General features: G+C 58.5%; 15 protein-coding genes. 6 read left to right on the top strand and 9 right to left on the bottom strand.

Annotated elements, in window-relative coordinates:
- On the bottom strand, window positions 1–855 hold the full coding sequence (locus HU759_RS12965) for a LysR family transcriptional regulator (protein ID WP_186618271.1): 855 nt from the start codon (window positions 853–855) through the stop codon (window positions 1–3).
- Window positions 856–948: 93 nt separating this feature from the next.
- Between HU759_RS12965 and HU759_RS12960 the strand changes: the two genes are divergently transcribed.
- Window positions 949–1,590 carry an NAD(P)H-dependent oxidoreductase gene (locus HU759_RS12960; RefSeq protein ID WP_177032874.1) on the top strand — a complete coding sequence of 214 codons (642 nt, stop codon included), beginning with the start codon at window positions 949–951 and terminating at the stop codon, window positions 1,588–1,590.
- Between the two features lie 422 nt (window positions 1,591–2,012).
- On the opposite strand, the gene HU759_RS12955 is transcribed toward HU759_RS12960, so the two are convergent.
- Window positions 2,013–2,570 carry an NAD(P)H-dependent oxidoreductase gene (locus HU759_RS12955; protein WP_186618273.1) on the bottom strand — a complete coding sequence of 186 codons (558 nt, stop codon included), beginning with the start codon at window positions 2,568–2,570 and terminating at the stop codon, window positions 2,013–2,015.
- 228 nt (window positions 2,571–2,798) lie between these two features.
- On the opposite strand from HU759_RS12955, the gene HU759_RS12950 reads away from it, so the two are divergent.
- Window positions 2,799–3,035 (top strand): hypothetical protein, encoded by a 237-nt coding sequence (locus HU759_RS12950; protein WP_017136925.1) that lies wholly within the window; start codon window positions 2,799–2,801, stop codon window positions 3,033–3,035.
- A gap of 60 nt (window positions 3,036–3,095) precedes the next feature.
- Here the strand turns inward: HU759_RS12950 and HU759_RS12945 are convergent, their stop codons facing one another.
- A complete protein-coding gene (locus tag HU759_RS12945; RefSeq protein WP_026013696.1) occupies window positions 3,096–3,440 on the bottom strand; it encodes a hypothetical protein in 345 nt (114 codons plus the stop codon).
- A 103-nt stretch (window positions 3,441–3,543) separates the two neighbouring features.
- Entirely contained in the window at window positions 3,544–3,990 is a 447-nt protein-coding gene (gene gspG / locus HU759_RS12940) for a type II secretion system major pseudopilin GspG (protein WP_017136927.1), read from the bottom strand.
- Between the two features lie 153 nt (window positions 3,991–4,143).
- On the opposite strand from gspG, the gene HU759_RS12935 reads away from it, so the two are divergent.
- Both HU759_RS12935 and HU759_RS12930 read left to right on the top strand, forming a co-directional pair.
- A complete protein-coding gene (locus HU759_RS12935) occupies window positions 4,144–5,049 on the top strand; it encodes a LysR substrate-binding domain-containing protein (protein ID WP_099549128.1) in 906 nt (301 codons plus the stop codon).
- A gap of 279 nt (window positions 5,050–5,328) precedes the next feature.
- On the top strand, window positions 5,329–9,423 hold the full coding sequence (locus tag HU759_RS12930) for a glycosyltransferase (RefSeq protein ID WP_225933047.1): 4,095 nt from the start codon (window positions 5,329–5,331) through the stop codon (window positions 9,421–9,423).
- A gap of 49 nt (window positions 9,424–9,472) precedes the next feature.
- On the opposite strand, the gene HU759_RS12925 is transcribed toward HU759_RS12930, so the two are convergent.
- From HU759_RS12925 to HU759_RS12905, 5 genes are all read right to left on the bottom strand, one after another.
- Complete coding sequence (locus HU759_RS12925) at window positions 9,473–10,054, bottom strand: GNAT family N-acetyltransferase (RefSeq protein ID WP_026013697.1); 582 nt, start codon at window positions 10,052–10,054, stop codon at window positions 9,473–9,475.
- Window positions 10,055–10,062: 8 nt separating this feature from the next.
- Window positions 10,063–12,318, bottom strand: coding sequence for an arginine/lysine/ornithine decarboxylase (locus HU759_RS12920; RefSeq protein WP_170040260.1), 2,256 nt, complete (start codon window positions 12,316–12,318; stop codon window positions 10,063–10,065).
- A 201-nt stretch (window positions 12,319–12,519) separates the two neighbouring features.
- Window positions 12,520–13,260, bottom strand: a complete 741-nt coding sequence (gene dnaQ, locus HU759_RS12915) for a DNA polymerase III subunit epsilon (protein ID WP_170040296.1) — start codon at window positions 13,258–13,260, stop codon at window positions 12,520–12,522.
- Between the two features lie 79 nt (window positions 13,261–13,339).
- Entirely contained in the window at window positions 13,340–13,792 is a 453-nt protein-coding gene (gene rnhA / locus HU759_RS12910) for a ribonuclease HI (protein ID WP_017136932.1), read from the bottom strand.
- 31 nt (window positions 13,793–13,823) lie between these two features.
- Window positions 13,824–14,582, bottom strand: coding sequence for a methyltransferase domain-containing protein (locus HU759_RS12905; protein ID WP_017136933.1), 759 nt, complete (start codon window positions 14,580–14,582; stop codon window positions 13,824–13,826).
- A gap of 65 nt (window positions 14,583–14,647) precedes the next feature.
- On the opposite strand from HU759_RS12905, the gene gloB reads away from it, so the two are divergent.
- Both gloB and HU759_RS12895 read left to right on the top strand, forming a co-directional pair.
- Window positions 14,648–15,415, top strand: a complete 768-nt coding sequence (gene gloB, locus HU759_RS12900) for a hydroxyacylglutathione hydrolase (protein WP_170040262.1) — start codon at window positions 14,648–14,650, stop codon at window positions 15,413–15,415.
- A gap of 98 nt (window positions 15,416–15,513) precedes the next feature.
- Window positions 15,514–16,920, top strand: coding sequence for a transglycosylase SLT domain-containing protein (locus HU759_RS12895; RefSeq protein WP_056859491.1), 1,407 nt, complete (start codon window positions 15,514–15,516; stop codon window positions 16,918–16,920).
- The last annotated feature ends 90 nt before the right edge of the window (window positions 16,921–17,010 follow it).

Below are 17,010 nucleotides of genomic sequence, written 5' to 3'. Positions count from 1 at the left end.
TCAGTGCCAGCGAACAGCGCCGTAGCGGACCACCACCTGGGTGACGACCTCGACCAGGCGCGGGTCCGCCTCCGGGGCGCTGAACAGGCGGAACTCGGCATCGGGCAACGCGGGCAAGCCGTGTTCGGCGCCGAGTATCGCCAAGCCCGGCCCGACCTGGCTCTGCGCCATCGGTGCAATCGCAAACCCGGCCGCTGCGGCGGCATGCAGCGCCGCGTAACTGCTGCACTGCATGGCGCTGCGCTGGGCGATGCCCGCTTGGGCAAGACGCGTCAGCGCCGCCTCGCGATACGGGCAAGGCTCGGGAAACAAGGCCAGGGGCAACGGGTTCGGCAAGGCTACGAGCGGCTGCCCGGACCAGGCCCACACTAACGGCTCACGCCATAGTGCCAAACCTGGCTCACTGGATTCGCACAACGAACCCACCACCACGTCCAGTTCGCCCTGCTTCATCAAACTCAACAACGAACCGGGAATGCCCACTTGCACGCTGATGTACATACCAGGGTATTGCGCCGCGACGTTTTGCAGTTCACGCAACAGGCGAGCATCCGCGAACTCCTCCGATACGCCTACGCGCAGGTTGCCTTCAAACGCCGAGCGCGTCAGCTCGGCCCAGGCGTCCCGGTTCAACGCGAGGATGCCACGGGCATAGGCCATCAGCCGTTCACCATCGGGCGTCAATTGCTGGGACCGGGTGGTGCGGGTGAGCAAAGGTTTGCCCACCTGCTCCTCCAGGCGGCGCAAATGCCCACTGACGGCCGACTGGGTCAGGTGCAGGCGCTCTGCGGCGCGGCTGAAACCGCCCTCATCGACCACTGCGACGAAGGTTTTGAGCAACAAGGCATCGAACATATTCTGATTTGTGATCAATAGATGATTTAAATACGATTTATATTTCAATGCTCGCTATGTTGCAATGCCCAAGTCAACTTTCCCGAGGCCACCATGACCACACTCCTGCACATCGAATGCTCGCCGCGCAAACAACGCTCCGCGTCCCTGGAGATCGCTCGTCAGTTTATCGCTCGCTATCAGCAAAACGCCCCGGACACCCAGGTGGTGACCCTGGATTTATGGGCGCTGGAATTGCCGGAGTTTGCCGGACCGGTGATGGACGCCAAATACGCGGGCATCGCGGGTACGCCGTTAAGCGCAGAACAAAGCGCTGCCTGGACGACACTCACAGCGCTGGCGGCTCACCTGCATCAAGCTGATGTGCTGGTGTTTTCGGTGCCGCTGTGGAATTTCGCGATTCCCTACAAGCTCAAGCACTTTATCGACGTGGTATCACAGAAGGACGTGCTGTTTGAGTTCAGCCCGGAGCATGGAGTGCGGGGGTTGTTGCATGACAAGATCGCGGTGAATGTGTATGCACGGGGGATGGATTTTTCGGCACCTGGCGCGCAGGGGATGGACTTTCAGAAGCCCTATATGGAGGCGTGGCTGGGGTTTATCGGGGTGACCGATGTGCACTCGCTTTATGTGGAAAAGACTATTTTGGGGGCGGAGGTGGATCAGGTGTCGCGCCTTGAAAGTGCGGGGTTGGCGCTGAAGCTTGCTGATCGATTGGGGTCGGCTGGGGGTTAGGGCCTGCAGAGCCATACTCGGTCAAGGGTGGGAGCTGGCTTGCCTGCGATGGCATCAACCGGGTGTACCCGACACTCCGAGGCGTCTGCATCGCAGGCAAGCCAGCTCCCACAGAAAAGCAGACCTCCAGTGGATGCACGTCCGCTTTCGCTTTTGATCTAACCACTCAGGTCGGCTTTCAGGCCGCCGTGCTCTGCCAAGGATGGCCCATCGCGGCGGCCCACGGATTCAAGCCTTCGTTCTGGCATGCCGAGCCTAGGCGAGGCACAGAGTGGTGGGGCGAAGACCTTTTGGTTACTTTTGGCTGGGCCGGCATTCCGGGCGTTTGCCAAAAGTGACCCGCCGTAAGGGCGGAACCAATAGCCGCCGTTACCGCAGCAACGGATATGTACACCGACAAACACCCCACTCACCCATCGATATCAGCCCAACTGCTTCCCAACCCACTTACCATAGGCATCAATAAACGCCTGCAAAAACGGCCTGGTCTTCTCCGACACCTTACCCGCCTCATCAAACACGCTCCCCGCCCCGCCCAGGTACGCTTCGGGCTGCTGCATGCAAGGTACATCCAGAAACACCAGCGACTGACGCAAATGATGGTTCGCCCCAAACCCACCAATAGCCCCCGGCGACACACTGATGATCGCCCCAGGCTTACCCCCATAGACACTTTGCCCATAAGGACGAGACCCAACGTCAATGGCATTCTTCAACGGGGCCGGCACGGAGCGGTTGTATTCCGGTGTCACAAACAACACCGCGTCGGATGAGCGTACTTGCTGACGGAAAGTACTGTAGGCTGCGGGCGGCGCAGTACCGTCGATGTCTTCGTTGTAGAGCGGCAAATCGCCAATTTCCACAATGTTCAACTTGAGGTTGGCAGGGGCCAGTTCGGCCAATGCCAACGCGACCTTACGGTTGATCGACTCTTTTCTAAGGCTGCCAACCAGGACGGCAATCGTATAGACCTTGCTCATTGAGGTTTTCCCGACATCTGACTAAAGGAGCCTTTAGTTATAGAGCCTTCGTGACGCGTTAACCAGCGGGTTTTGATAATCCCGAAGCTGTTTGCCACGCACTCACCAGCGTAGGAAGCGTCTGAAAACATCAACGAATAGTATTTTTTTCCCATAGGTAAACTACCCCGCTCCATGACGGTCTACAGAACCGCAAATCGAGTGTTTATCTCCAGAGGTTCTAAACAGATGGCTGCAGTACTTGTCGGACAGTTCCATGCCAGAGACGCGGAAGGACGCGTGTATTCGGTGCATGAGTTCCAGGAATCCAACCCGGCGCAGGACAGCCAGGCTGGCTCGACGCCTACCACCACCTACAAGCTGGCCATTGGCGACCGTGTAGAAAAATTGGAAGGCGATGAATTCAAATTGATCCAGTCGGGGACTATTATCGTCCGCGAATCGCAAACCACCCTCGCGTCATAAGATCCCGCCTTATCGACCTGCTCAGTCCTGGCCATTACTGGCGTTGACTGGGCCGGGGGATCACGGCCGGCGCATCTGCGTTACCTCCACGTCCTGCTCACCGTCCAGCTGCTTGAGCGTTACCAGCAACCGCCCCCGCTCCCCTTCAACGGCATACAGCGAACGCTTGTAGCCCGGCGTGCCGTAAGCGGGATACGCCACCACCTGCCTGACCAGCGCAATCTCCAGCACAGCCCCCACCTGCTCGCTCACCTGTTCCTGGGAACGGATAAACGCCTCAAGGGCGTGGTTTTCCGGGGTGCGTTCGTCTTGATTATTGAGGAGATAAGCAGCCACGCAGCCAATGGTCACCAAGACCAGCAGCTGTTTGGCCCTTACCCCGAAAAACGTCGAGGGTAGAGGCATGTGAGACCAGACCTGTTGTTGTTTTAAGTGCCGGGTGAGCGGCATTGGTCGTTGATGATCAGATGCGTCATTCTAATCAGGTCGATGGGGAATGCCAGGTGATTCAGTGGTCGCCGTAGGTAATATCCTTGTTATCGCCGACGCCGCCCAGGGTTCGGTCCTTGCCGAATGAAAACAGGTCGAAGGGGGTGTTGGGCTGGGTCGCCGGGTAGTGGTACTGATAGGCAACGCCCCAAGGGTCGGTCAATAACTCATCCTTGACGTAGGGTCCTTTCCCATTGGCTGATGCCGCAGGTTGCACGGTCAGCACCTCCAGGCCCTCCTCATCCGTAGGATAGCGGCCGGTATCCTGATGGAACTGCTCGACAGCCTTGCCCAGCTCAGCCACCTGCGCCTTGGCAGTGGCGATTTCCGTCAGCGTTACATCCCCAAACAAGCGCGGCCCCAGCGCCAAGGCCAACAAGCCAATAATGACCAGCACCACCAGCACCGCCCAGCGCGTGAAGCCGCGCTGGGTGAGTATTTTTCCGCTTAAGCGACTTGATGGCATGTTGAGGCTCCCCTTTCCCTCGATTGATACACTCGTTGTATACCCTGCCCGTGACAGTGACATACCCACTAACGGTAGCCAACACTCACCCATGCCTGTGCTCTTTTTTACCCAGGCATTGAAACCCCATCGCACTGAACATAGACTCCGGCGATGCGTTTACGTCATATCGAAGTGATTCAGGCCATCTTGCAGACCGGACATCTCGGCACCGCCGCCGAATGGTTGCAACTCCCCGTGGGCGATGTGGACGCAACCCTCAAGGACGCTGAGCAGCAATTGGGCTTCATGCTGTTCGCCAGTGTGCGCGGGCGCTTGCAAGCGACGCGCGAAACCCTTGAGCTGCAGGCTGAAATCGCCCACCTCTATGAAGCGCTGGAGCCGTTGCAACGCCTGGCCGGGCGCCTCAAACATCATCACGCCCCGCCCTTGCGCGCCTTGTGCACGCAGCCCTTGGCTAACCAATTGTTGCCGCAAAGCCTGGCTATGCTGCGCCGGCGCTTTCAGGACACACCGTGCACCCTGTCGAGCCAACCGACCCGGGAGATCGTCAGGAGCCTGCTGCTGCGCGAAGCCGACGTGGGCCTGAGCCTGCATGATCCGCAGCACCCACAAATCCAAAGCACCGTACTGGCCCAAGGCAAGCTGCAACTGCTCGCGCCCCATGGCTGGCTCAAACCCAAGCAAAAGTACATTGCACTGCAGGACCTGGCCGGGCAGTCAATGATCGGGCTGGAAGGTCACGACCCGCTAAGTCGTCTGCTGGACGCAAAACTGCAAGCCCTGCGCCCACTGCCGTTGGTGCAGACACGGGTGCAGACCTACCAGATGATGCGCAGCATGGTGGAGGCCGGAGCGGGTCTGGCGATTGTCGATCCGTTTACCGCCTTCGGCGCGCGGGAAGCTGGGCTGGATGCGTGCCCGTTATCGCCGCCGATGCCTGTGGTCCTTTACGCATTGACGTTGAAGGAATCTGAACCTGCTCCGGCGTTGAATGCACTGTTGGAAATCGTCGCCGACAAGGCCGAAACCTTGCTGACCGTTACTGCATCCACCTGACCCCGCCCTGCGCACCATCTAGTGCGCTTTCATCGACATAAAATCTAAAAACTCCCGCTGGAACCTTGTTCTAGAAGCGTCGCACTCACAGAAGCAGAAAGCACAGCCGAATGCTTTCCACTGGACGACATACTCTAAACAAGGAAGCGTTTTCTATGACTACCCTCCACTCTGTCCTTACTGATCGAGCCCTTCAAAACCCTGCCAGTCTCAACCCACCGCAGGACGCCGGTGCGTTAACTAGCGCTCAACCGAATTCGATTGAAGCCTCAGCCAACGATGCAACCCCTGGCACCCTGGACAACCCGGCAGCGCTTAAAAAAGCTTTTGCCGATCGGTGTAACTGGGAAACCCTGGCGGCAAAACTGCGCACAAGCCTGGAAGAACTGCACGCCGCCTTCCCGCCCCCCCCTTTCCAGTGAGCAGCAAAGCCTGCTCGAAGGTCGGCTGACGTCGCACTGGAATAGCGCCTCAATACCGGTCTGCGAAGGCTCCAGCTACTATCAAAAGCACAATCTGGCGCCGACCAGCATCGTCAAATTGGGCACATACCTCAGCGGCAGCGACTTGCCCCTGCCCAAAACCCTGAACGCGTTGCAGGCCCTTTATCAGCTAGCGACAGAGCACGTTCAGACCCCGCCCCTGGGCAACTTCAGCGGCGCGCTGTCCTGGCCGATCCCGCTCTCGGCGCAAGACAAACAAGCCATCATCGACCTGCTGAACGCTCCTGACTCAACGCTGCCGGAACTGCCACTGACTGATCCAAAAGGCGTGCTGGGCTATCTGTTGTCCGCGTGCGAGTTGTCCAGCAATGATTTCAAATTCACCAGCAGCGCAGTAGAAACGCTGCTGGGATCGGCCAAGGCGCAAGCGCTGGGCCAGGCCATTCAAACCCGGTTGGGCGGCATTGCAACGAACACCAGCGTCAATGACTATTTGTTGGCTGCGATTCATCTGGGGCTGAATCCCCAATCCGTGGGCACTCCGGCGCGTAACCGCGTTGCCGGCTTTGATCTTGGGCAACGCCAGCATTGGTACCGACCGGCCACGGTCGTCATCGAGGGTTTGAGCCGTCATCTGGTGGCAACAGGCCGAGCCTCTGCGGCATCGGCTCAACTGGCGGCCCGCATGTTGTTGGCCCACTGCGCCCCTGAATACCTGGTCAAGGACATTCCGGCGAGCGTGACCTACGGCAGCATTCCCTGGACACAGTTGACGATCGCCGCCGCCAAGCTGGAAGCTGAATCGCCGGGGCGCACACTCACAATGACCTACAGCGAAGTGCTCGCCGCCGCAGAGGGCATCGACATCGGCACACCGCTCTCGCAGCATATCCATCGCGAAGCGTTGCACAATTGGGGTGAAGTCAAAGGCTACTTGAATGCAGGCACGACGCCCGACGACACGCAGATGCACACTGTGCAAAGTACCTTTAGCGCCCAGCAGCAAACCTTGCAAGACATCAGCCGGGCACTCGCAACCCCCATCCCGATGCGTGAAAACCTGGGAATGGAACTGCTCAGGGAGAAATTTCCAGGCATATCCGATGAGGTCTTCAAGGCGAAAAACCTCACGAAAGCCCGACTGATCGAAGGACGCCCCGGTCGCTTCCCCGGAACATATTCAATGCTCGATGTCGTCATGCACGGCGACAAAGTCAATAATGATGACAGCGAACATTGGGTCACCAATGACAAACGCATCCCCATCAAGCAATTTTGCGCGCTTTCCGATAGCGGCGAACTTTCCGTCGCAGACACCTTTACCCAACGCTACACATCGGCCATAGCAGAGTTGGAAAAAGGCCACTCGGGGATGACCCAATACCTGATTTCGACGGTGCCACCCGAAGATAAAGAAAACTTCGATGATGGAAAACTCGAGTTTTTTCATACCGACAGCTACCTCATCGGCCTCGATTTCTCGACCAAAAGCCTGATCCAAAAAGGCCATACGCTGGATGTGAAAATCACCCGTGGGGGACAGGTCAATATTTACCGCATCGATACACGCGCCGGGACCATTTCCAAACACAATTACCTGGCTCACATTTACTCGCCACCCTACACCCGGCTCGATAATCGAGACGCCAACACACTGCATAGAACCGTACGATTCAACCCGTTCGAAGACGAACATGCCGAGCAGGCCAAGGAAAAGCCGGCGACCACAGTAACACCACAGGTCTTCGATTCAGACCGCACCCGCTACATCGCCAAAATACTCACCAAACGCATGGACTTGCAGGGCGATGAGCTACTGCAACATGCCCGAGGAACAACGTCTTACGACAAAACCAGTGCCGCCAACAAGACCATCGGGGAGTTTTTCCTGAATATGATCCCGTTCAGGTCTGCGATTGTTAACTTCACGCAGGGCAATATCGGTGAGGGTTTGCTTGACCTTGGCATGGACGTGATCGGTCTGGTGACTCTGGGCGCCGGCAAGGCAGCACATGCGAGTAAAGCCCTCGCCAAAGGCGTGGCCGGCCTCAAGGGTGCAGCAAGAACCGCCCGGTTTCTGGGTACCGTCGCAATCGACGCGCTCAACCCGTTGGGCGGTGCGGGCGATTTGCTCAAAGGTATCAGCCGCTGGACCTGGTCCAAGGGAAAGAGCGTATTCAATACCCTCAAGGGCGCCAGCGGCAGCTACGACGTGCTCAAAGCCGCCAGCACACAGCATGGCTTGGTTGCCATAGGCACCTCCAGGGTTGCTGGTGAAATGCTGGAAGGTGATGCGTTGTTCCAGGGCGGCAAATGGTATGCCTTCGATGCAACCAAGGGGCGTCCCTACGGTTCACCGTTGAAAGATTTCCAGCCTGCGGCGGCGGCGGCCGGTGAGAGCGTCAAAGTCTTTGATAGAACCTCGCTGCTTGAATATGAGGCCATCGTTTCCCCGGACCTGCTGCAGGTTAAAGGCTTGCAGGCGAATATCTACGTCGGCCCGAACAACAAAGAATATATAAAAGTCAACGGCAAGCTCTATCAGTCCACCATCAAGGATGGCCAGCGGGTTATCCAACACCCCAGTGCCGCCCGAGACAACATTGTGGTCCGGGACCTGGGCAGCGCCGGCTGGGAGCCTCGCGCCACTGCCAATCGCTTATTGGGTGGTAACTCCCCGTCACCCTGGAAACTCGATGAAAACACATACGTCGTACCGGTAGACGACGTAAAAATAACCACGGGTTCCTCATACCCCTTCACCATCAATTACCGAGGCATGAACTATGTCACCACCTTTGATACCAAGGTGGGTGCCTGGATGGCCGGTTCGGGTAACGCCAACGGCGTCACCACCGAGTACTTCTGGAGAAGCGCAAAGAACAAGTGGCAGATGGGACCCTTGGAGGAATATAAAAATGCCCAGAAGATCCCCGAGCACAACTTCAGGTTTATCGATGCAACCCCACCGGCTATCTTGCAGAAGTCCAGCAATATCAGGCCCATCCCAACCAACATTCACTACTTCTGGGCCGGCGGCGAAATACCCGACAAGCTGATCAAGAATATCGCGACCAACGCCGAAAAAATGCCCGGTTTCAAATCCATTGTGCACGTCGACGCCGACACGCCAGAGTTGCTGCAGACCATCAAACTCAAGCTGGAAAAGGATGCGCCCGGCGTCACCGTCATGAATTTGCATGAAGAAGACTTTTTCCAACCCTTGAAGAACACCGAACTGTATGCCTACTTCCGCAGAGGCCAAGGAAAAAACCTTGCCGCCACTTCCGATGTAGCTCGCTATCCGTTGATGAATAAATATGGTGGCATTTATCTCGACACCGACGACACCATCAAAGGCGCGGTGGGATCCGCCGGTTTGAACGCGGGTGACTCGGATATGCTGCTCAGCAAACCAGTCGCTCACAAAATCACTGACTACAAACCCTTCTACAACACCAGTAACTTCGCCACGCAACCGGATAACCCGGTGGTCACCGAAATGATCGCCGAGATGAACCGGCGCTTCACTGAAAACAAAGCGTATTTTGCGGCCAACCGCCCGACACTTTCCAGAGAGGTCAACGGCGGGTTCACCTACACTTCAGATTTTCTGGAGTACGAAGGCAAGATCTTTGAGACCGTCGGCCCGAACCTGCTTGACGATGTACTGAGGTCCAAGCGACCGGACATTTACGATGCGGGATTCGATGGAATGAGCAAAGAAAAAATGCAGCAGGTCAAACATGGCGCGGTGCCCGGTATACCGTTCAGCCTGGAAGACGACATTCACCAGTACTACGCCAATAAAGGCCTGAGTGAGCCTGATGGGCTAAAACAGAGTCTGGAGCAAGCCAAGAAGCACTACCGCTCACTCCGTGACCAGTTGCAGGTTACCATTGGTACCGAACATTCGTGGATCGATTCATGACTTAGCCTGCCGCACCTCAACGCGGCCTGAACGCCAGGGGCAAGGGCATTCAGGCCGTCTGCCGCTCAGACGTGAACAACCGATACCAGAAAATTGCCACTTCGCGGGTTTGCGGGTCAATCCCGCGATAGCGCAATTGATCGATCCCACCCATCACATACCCGCAGCGCTCATACAAACGGCAAGCGCCGAGGTTATTGTTCTGGGTTTCGAGCATCATGCCCGGCAAGTTCTTCTTGCGGCTCCAGAACTGCGCCACATCCAGCAATGCCTTGGCTACACCATGGCGCCGTGCAGGCATGGCCACCGCCAGCTCGTCGACATGGGCAAAACCATTCCAGTTGGTGCTGACCACAATGTGCCCCACCGCGCGATCATCCAGGTACGCCATAAAAATCGCACTGTCGGGAGCATCGCGGAAACTGGCGAACTCTTCCGGGTCGATGCCGTAACACTTGCGGTACGGCAGAATGCGCTCCAGCGCCCATTGGTCGACGCGCTTGCCCATCTCCGGTACGCCATAGGCGCTGACCTCAAAGCTGAAATCATTGCCCCACACGTAGGCGTCAAAGCCTTCGTCGGCGACCCGAACGCTGAGCCCCGGATACTTCGGGTTCATTACAGCTTGCATAAACATCCTTAACCCTTGATGCAATCGACGGTGTAACAACGGCCACTGCCGTCATCTTCGTGTTGCAACCCATGAACATCGGCGACAAAACCGGGGAAACTGCTATCGAACGTACGGGCAAATGCCAGATAGTCGATGATCGAGCGTGTCGACTCGGTAAAGCGCTCGCCCGGCATGATCAACGGGATGCCCGGCGGATAAGGCACCAGCATCACGGCTGCGATGCGTCCTGGCAAGGCGTCAATGGAAACGGCTTCGACTTCACCCCTGACCAGTTGGTCGTAGGCATCGGCCGGTTTCATCGCAATTTCCGGCAACACGGTGTACATCCGCTTGAGGTGCTTGGCGGTGGCGTTGCTGCGGTAACAACTATGCAATTGGTCGCACAGGTCACGCAAACCCAGGCCTTGATAACGTGCCGGGCCTTCTTTGAACACCGAGGGTAAACAACTGGCCAGGCTGGCATTGGCGTCGTAGTTGCGCTTGAACTCCAGCAATTCGGTGAGCAAGGTACTCCATTTGCCTTTGGTAATGCCCATGGAGAACAACACCAGGAAGGAATACAAACCGGTCTTTTCCACCACCAGCCCCCGTTCCCAGAGGAATTTGCTGACCACTGCGGCGGGAATTCCGCAGTCGCTCAAGGCGCCACCGGCGTTGAGGCCGGGCATCACCAAAGTGACTTTGATCGGGTCCAGCAACACATAGTCTTCGGCCACATCGCCAAAGCCATGCCAGTCATCCTGCGGGTGCAACAGCCAATCCGCGGTGGCGACCCGGTCGATGCCGGCCACCGACGGTGGTTGCCAGATGGAGAACCACCAGTCTTCGGCAGCAATATGCTGGCGCAGGTTGGCCAGGGCACGGCGAAAGCTCAGGGCTTCGTCGAACATCTCCTGCAACAGCGAGCGCCCGGCCGGGCCTTCCATCATCGCCGAAGCCACATCCAGCGAGGCGATGATGCTGTATTGCGGCGAAGTGGAGATGTGCATCATGAAGGCTTCGTTGAAGCGGTCGCGGTCCAGCTGGCGCGCGCCACCGTCCTGCACGTGGATCATCGACGCCTGGCTGAAGGCCGCGAGCAATTTGTGGGTCGAGTGGGTGGTGAACACCAGCGGGCTGTCCGGTGTGCGCGAGGTGCCCATGCCATAACGCCCGGCAAAGAATTCGTGAAAGGCCGCGTAGGCGTACCAGGCCTCGTCGAAGTGCAACACCTCGACACTGTTGCCCAGTTGCTGTTTGATCAGTTCGGCGTTGTAGCACAGTCCGTCATAGGTGGAGTTGGTGACCACCGCCAGTTTCACTTTCGCCGGCCGGCCACGGGTCAAGGGGCTGGCTTCAATTTTGGCGCGGATCGACTCGGGGCTGAATTCGCTTAAGGGGATCGGGCCGATAATCCCCAGTTCATTGCGCTCCGGGCACAGGTACAGCGGGATCGCGCCGGTCATGATGATCGAATGCAGCACCGACTTGTGGCAGTTTCGATCCACCAACACCAAGTCATCGCGCCCGACCATGGAATGCCAGACGATCTTGTTGGCCGTCGAGGTGCCGTTGATCACAAAGAACGTGTGATCGGCGCCAAAGTTACGCGCCGCGCGGGCTTCGGCTTCGGCCAAGGGCCCGGTGTGATCGAGCAATGACCCCAGCTCCGGCACCGACACGGACAAGTCCGAACGCAGGGTGTTTTCGCCAAAGAATTGATGAAACGCCTGCCCCACCGGGCTTTTGCGATAAGCCACACCGCCGCCATGGCCGGGGGTGTGCCAGGAATAGTTGGAATCGGCCGTGTGCTGCACCAGCGCTTTGAAGAACGGCGGCAACAAGCCATCAAGGTAGGCGCGTGCAGCGCGAGCCACTTGGCGGGCCAGAAACGGCACGGTGTCTTCGAACAGGTACAGAATGCCGCGCAGTTGGTTGAGCTCGCTCATGGCATCGGCCGGCGCGTTTTCCAGGGTGACCTGCTCGCCCAGGGCAAAGATCGGCAGGTTGGGCGCCCTCACCCGCGCCAGGCGAATCAGCTCGACCATGTTTTGCAGCAGGTGGGTGTTTTCGCCAGCGCCCTCGGCGGCAATCAACATGCACGCCAGGCCATGATGGGTAGAAGCCACCAATCGGCCTTCGGCGTAATCCACCGCAGAAAAAATACTGAAGCCCTCTTGTTCCAACTCCCTGGCGATGCCTCTGACCCTATCACCGGCAACGGTGTCGGCCTTGATGTCACGGTGCACGATAAGAACAGGGAACTTCAGGTCTTTGTACATGAGTGCTTTGAGTCCTGAGGGCTATGCACTCAGGGTAGAAGCTGGGAGGGGATGTGGCGAATGAAGATTTTACAGACGACGCAAATCTACTGTGGGAGCTGGCTTGCCTGCGATGCAGGCACCTCGGTACTTCAGGCACACCGAGTTGATGCCAACGCAGGCAAGCCAGCTCCCACATTTTTTAATCGTGTTCAGCCGTGATTATTGCTGAGTCAGTTGCGACCACAACGCCGGCGCGCCCGCCGACTTGGCAATCGCTTCCAGGCGCGCCGCATGCTCAGCCAGATCCTGCTCGCTGGCACGGATGATGGTGGTCGGCTTGCGATCCGCCGCCAAACGGCGGATTTCCGAAGGACGGTTGCCCGAACCTTCCGCCGAGCCGCTGCCATCGGAAGCATTACCGGCCAGGGACAGGCTGGTCTGCCCGCCGGTCATGGTCAGGTAAACGTCGGCGAGAATCTCGGAGTCGAGCAAGGCGCCGTGCAATTCACGGCCAGAGTTATCAACCCCATAACGTTTGCACAACGCATCCAGGCTGTTGCGCTGGCCGGGGTGACGCTCACGGGCCATCATCAAGGTATCGAGAATCGAGCAGTGCTGGGCGATATCCGCACGCTCGGTCTGCCCCATCAGGGCAAACTCGTTATTGATGAACCCGACGTCGAACGCCGCGTTATGGATGATCAGTTGAGCGCCGTTGATGAACTCGAAAAACTCGTCCGCCACTTCAGCAAAGCGCGGCTTGCCCTTGAGGAATTCATCCGTAATACCGTGGACGCCAATTGCGCCCTCGTCACTGTCACGATCCGGTTGCAGGTAGACGTGAAAGTGACGCCCGGTGAGGCGGCGACCCATCAATTCGACACAGCCGATTTCAATGATCCGGTGACCATCGGTCACCGGCATGCCGGTGGTTTCGGTATCGAGTACAACAGATCGGATGGCCATCAGGGTTCAGCTCTCAACGGTGGTGTGCAGTGTGGTGTGAATCAAGGGGCGCGATGTTAACACGTCAGCCGGCTCAGCTCTGTTTGTAGCCCCGAACTTCATCCACGCCACGGTTGGCCAATTGATCGGCGCGCTCGTTGCCCGGGTGGCCGATGTGGCCGCGTACCCATTTCCAGGTGATGTCATGGCGGTTGCATTGCTCATCGAGGAGTTGCCACAGGTCGGCATTCTTTACCGGCTCTTTGGCCGCGGTTTTCCAGCCGCGCTTCTTCCAGTTGACCATCCACTCGTTGATGCCCTTCATCACGTATTGCGAGTCGGTCACCAACAGCACGTCACAGCGACGCTTGAGTTCTTCCAGGCCGCGAATGGCGCCCATCAGCTCCATGCGGTTGTTGGTGGTGTTGGCTTCGCCGCCCCACAGTTCCTTCTCCACACCTTTGCACACCAGCAACGCGCCCCATCCGCCGGGGCCAGGGTTGCCCTTGCAGGCGCCATCGGTGAAGAGTTCTACGGTATCGGTCATCAGTTGCTCGGTCTTCAATCAAAAAGAGGGGTTACGGTTCGCTCTGCTTGCGGTTGACCTTGGCCATCGGCATCGGCACCAGCTTGCCCATGGGCTGACGCGCGACCTGCCGCACCGGCCGCAGCCCGACCACGATCTTGCGCGCGACCAATAAATAGAAGCCACCGCCCGACAGTTGCCAGGCACCCGCCCGGCGCTCCCAGCCGGCCAGCCGTCCTTGCCACTTGGCAGACGCAAGCGGCGGACGATAGCACCCGAAGCGGCGTTTCTCCAGCGCGAAGCCCAGCAGGTTCAACCAGTCGCCCACCCGCGACGGCGCGATGCAGCGCGCCTGGCGCAGGCCGTCATGGGCGAACACATGGCGCAGGCCCCAACTGCTCCAGGGGTTGATGCCGATGATCAGCAAATGGCCACCTGGGCGCACGCTGCTGGCGGCCTCGCGCAGCAAACCGTGGGGCGACAGGCAGAAATCCAGGCCGTGCTGCAGCACCACTACATCGGCAGCATGTTCGCTCAGCGGCCAGGCCTGTTCCTCGCACACAATCTCGACCCCAGGCAACGGCGCGCCCAGGCGCACATTGCGTTGCACCTGCGGCGCAGCGGGCGGCGTCTGGGCCGACGGGCCGTAGTGCACCAGGTAGCCACCAAAGAACCGGCCCAGCTCGTCTTCGAGCATGCGCCGCTCTTCGTCCAGCAAAAATTGCCCGATCGGCCCGGACAGCCAATCACGGGCTGCGCTGATCAGGGCCAGCCATTCAGGATCGGCCTGGGCGAACGCTTTATCAGTCATTGCATTCTCCAATTCGCCTAGACGTTCTAAGATGCACCAAAGTGTTCAGCTTGGCGAATCGAAGAATGATACAGATCAGTGCCCTGCCCGCCTTCACCGATAACTACATCTGGTTGTTACAAGACCCTGATACCCTACGCTGCGCCGTGGTCGACCCCGGCGATGCCGCGCCGGTGCTGGCCTGGCTCAAGCAAAACCCTGGGTACAGGCTCAGCGACATCCTGATCACCCACCACCACCATGATCATGTCGGCGGCGTCGAACAGCTCAAACATGCAACCGGCGCCAAGGTTTACGGCCCGGCGAACGAAAAGATCCCGGCGCGGGACGTGGCCCTGCACGATAACGCGCGCATCAACGCGCTCGGCTGGGACTTCGACGTTTATAGCGTGCCCGGCCACACCCTCGGCCATATCGCCTATTACCACCAGGGCGTGCTGTTTTGTGGCGATACCCTGTTTGCCGCCGGCTGCGGGCGCCTGTTCGAAGGCACCCCGGAACAAATGCACGCCTCGCTTGCGCGCCTGGCCGCCCTGCCCGCCGACACGCTGGTGTACTGCACCCATGAGTACACGCAAAGTAACCTCAAATTTGCCCAGGCCGTGGAACCGGACAATGCCGATATCGCCGAACGCGTCGAGACCGTCAAGCAATTGCGCGCCCGTGGTGAAATGACACTTCCCTCCAACCTGACCCTGGAAAAACGTACTAACCCTTTCCTGCGTACCGCCGAAACATCCGTTAAACAAAAAGCGGACGAACGGAACGGTCGCGACAACCGCACTGGGGCCGAGGTGTTTGCTAGCTTGAGGGCTTGGAAAGATAAGTTCTAAGCGGATGCAATCTGATACGGAATTTCTGAATGGTTGACCGGAACCAAAGCGCTTTCTAGAATCGCCCGACATTTTTGCCCGGAACTTACTTCCAGCCAATGTCGTCATCTATTCGTAAATCCATTTCTTCAGACGCATTGACCCGCCTGGCTCAAGCCGTGGCGGTGGCCGTTTCCGCGACTCTGGCGGGCTGCCAATCGACCAATTTCGCTGCACAATCCACCGTGCAACCCAAACCCAATCTTGCTGCCAAGATCAAGCAAAAACCTATTTGGCTCTCAGAGAAGCCTAGCCCCGAAGTGCCCCAGGATGTCTGGGAACGCATGCGCCGGGGCTTTCAATTGCAGGACGGCCTGGGTGTGAACCCGCGCATCGAGCAACAACGCTTGTGGTTCGCCAGCAACCCGTCCTTTTTAGAGAACGCCGGAGAACGCGGCAGCCTCTACATTCATTACATCGTTGAACGCCTTGAAGAACGCAACATGCCCCTGGAGCTGGCGCTGCTGCCAGTGATCGAAAGTGCCTACAACCCGATGGCCTATTCGCGCAGCGATGCGGTCGGCCTGTGGCAGTTCATCCCCTCCACCGGGCGCTACTTCAACCTGCGCCAGACCCGCGCCTACGACGGCCGCCGCGATATCACCGCCTCCACCACCGCCGCCCTGGACTATCTGACGCGCCTGCATGACATGTTCAACGGCGACTGGCTGCTGGCCCTGGCGGCCTACAATGCCGGCGAAGGCACGGTCAGCCGGGCGATCGAGCGCAACGAAAAGCTCGGCCTGCCCACCGACTACTGGAACCTGCCCCTGCCCCAGGAAACCAAGGACTACGTGCCCAAGTTCCTGGCGCTGTCCCAAGTGGTGCTGGCCCCCGAGGCCTATGGCGTCAACCTGAGCCCGATTGCCAACACGCCGTACTTCGAAGTGGTTGAAGTCAAGCAAAGCATGGACCTGTCCCGGGTTGCCGCGCTGGCCGAGATCGACGAAGACGAACTGTTCCAGCTCAACCCGGCCCTGAAACAACGCACCACCCTGGACGGCCCGCAGCATTTGCTCGTGCCAAGCTCCAAGGCGCAGTTGCTCACCAGCACCCTTTCGACGATGAAGCCCGAAGAATTGCTGGCGATGCGCCCGAAAAAGCAGGTGTTCGACGAAGTTGAGAGCACACGGGTGGCCGGGCGTACCCGCAACTACAAAGTCCGCAGTGGCGACAACCTCACGCTGATCGCCAAGGCGAACAAGGTCGATGTACATGACCTGCAGCGCTGGAATAAACTCAATGGCCAGGCCCTCAAGGTCGGCCAGACCCTGGTGATGCAGGACACCCGCAAACTGGTGGCCAGCAGCAAGAAACCGGTGCAGTACAAGGTCAAGAAAGGCGACTCGCTGTACATCGTCGCCAAGCGCTTCAACGTCGAGATGCAACATCTCAAGCGTTGGAACCCGCGTACTGGCCAGGCGTTGAAGCCGGGGCAGATGCTGGTGGTTTCCGGGCCGCGCTAACCCCTCAAGAACACTGGGGAGCAAATGTGGGAGCGGGCTTGCTCGCGAAAGCGGTGGCACATTCAACATCTCTGTTGACTGACACACTGC

This window comes from Pseudomonas sp. OE 28.3 (assembly GCF_014268205.2).
GTDB lineage: Bacteria > Pseudomonadota > Gammaproteobacteria > Pseudomonadales > Pseudomonadaceae > Aquipseudomonas > Aquipseudomonas edaphica.
The sequence above is the reverse complement of the archived record's forward strand: the minus strand, read 5'-3'. Positions and strand labels throughout refer to the sequence as shown.

Bases quoted from the DNA above. Each gene is read 5' to 3' on its own strand.
- HU759_RS12965 (WP_186618271.1), bottom strand. From the start codon at position 855: ATGTTCGATGCCTTGTTGCTCAAAACCTTCGTCGCAGTGGTCGATGAG.
- HU759_RS12960 (WP_177032874.1), top strand. From the start codon at position 949: ATGACCACACTCCTGCACATCGAATGCTCGCCGCGCAAACAACGCTCC.
- HU759_RS12955 (WP_186618273.1), bottom strand. From the start codon at position 2,570: ATGAGCAAGGTCTATACGATTGCCGTCCTGGTTGGCAGCCTTAGAAAA.
- HU759_RS12950 (WP_017136925.1), top strand. From the start codon at position 2,799: ATGGCTGCAGTACTTGTCGGACAGTTCCATGCCAGAGACGCGGAAGGA.
- HU759_RS12945 (WP_026013696.1), bottom strand. From the start codon at position 3,440: ATGCCTCTACCCTCGACGTTTTTCGGGGTAAGGGCCAAACAGCTGCTG.
- gspG (WP_017136927.1), bottom strand. From the start codon at position 3,990: ATGCCATCAAGTCGCTTAAGCGGAAAAATACTCACCCAGCGCGGCTTC.
- HU759_RS12935 (WP_099549128.1), top strand. From the start codon at position 4,144: ATGCGTTTACGTCATATCGAAGTGATTCAGGCCATCTTGCAGACCGGA.
- HU759_RS12930 (WP_225933047.1), top strand. From the start codon at position 5,329: ATGCAACCCCTGGCACCCTGGACAACCCGGCAGCGCTTAAAAAAGCTT.
- HU759_RS12925 (WP_026013697.1), bottom strand. From the start codon at position 10,054: ATGCAAGCTGTAATGAACCCGAAGTATCCGGGGCTCAGCGTTCGGGTC.
- HU759_RS12920 (WP_170040260.1), bottom strand. From the start codon at position 12,318: ATGTACAAAGACCTGAAGTTCCCTGTTCTTATCGTGCACCGTGACATC.
- rnhA (WP_017136932.1), bottom strand. From the start codon at position 13,792: ATGACCGATACCGTAGAACTCTTCACCGATGGCGCCTGCAAGGGCAAC.
- HU759_RS12905 (WP_017136933.1), bottom strand. From the start codon at position 14,582: ATGACTGATAAAGCGTTCGCCCAGGCCGATCCTGAATGGCTGGCCCTG.
- gloB (WP_170040262.1), top strand. From the start codon at position 14,648: ATGATACAGATCAGTGCCCTGCCCGCCTTCACCGATAACTACATCTGG.
- HU759_RS12895 (WP_056859491.1), top strand. From the start codon at position 15,514: ATGTCGTCATCTATTCGTAAATCCATTTCTTCAGACGCATTGACCCGC.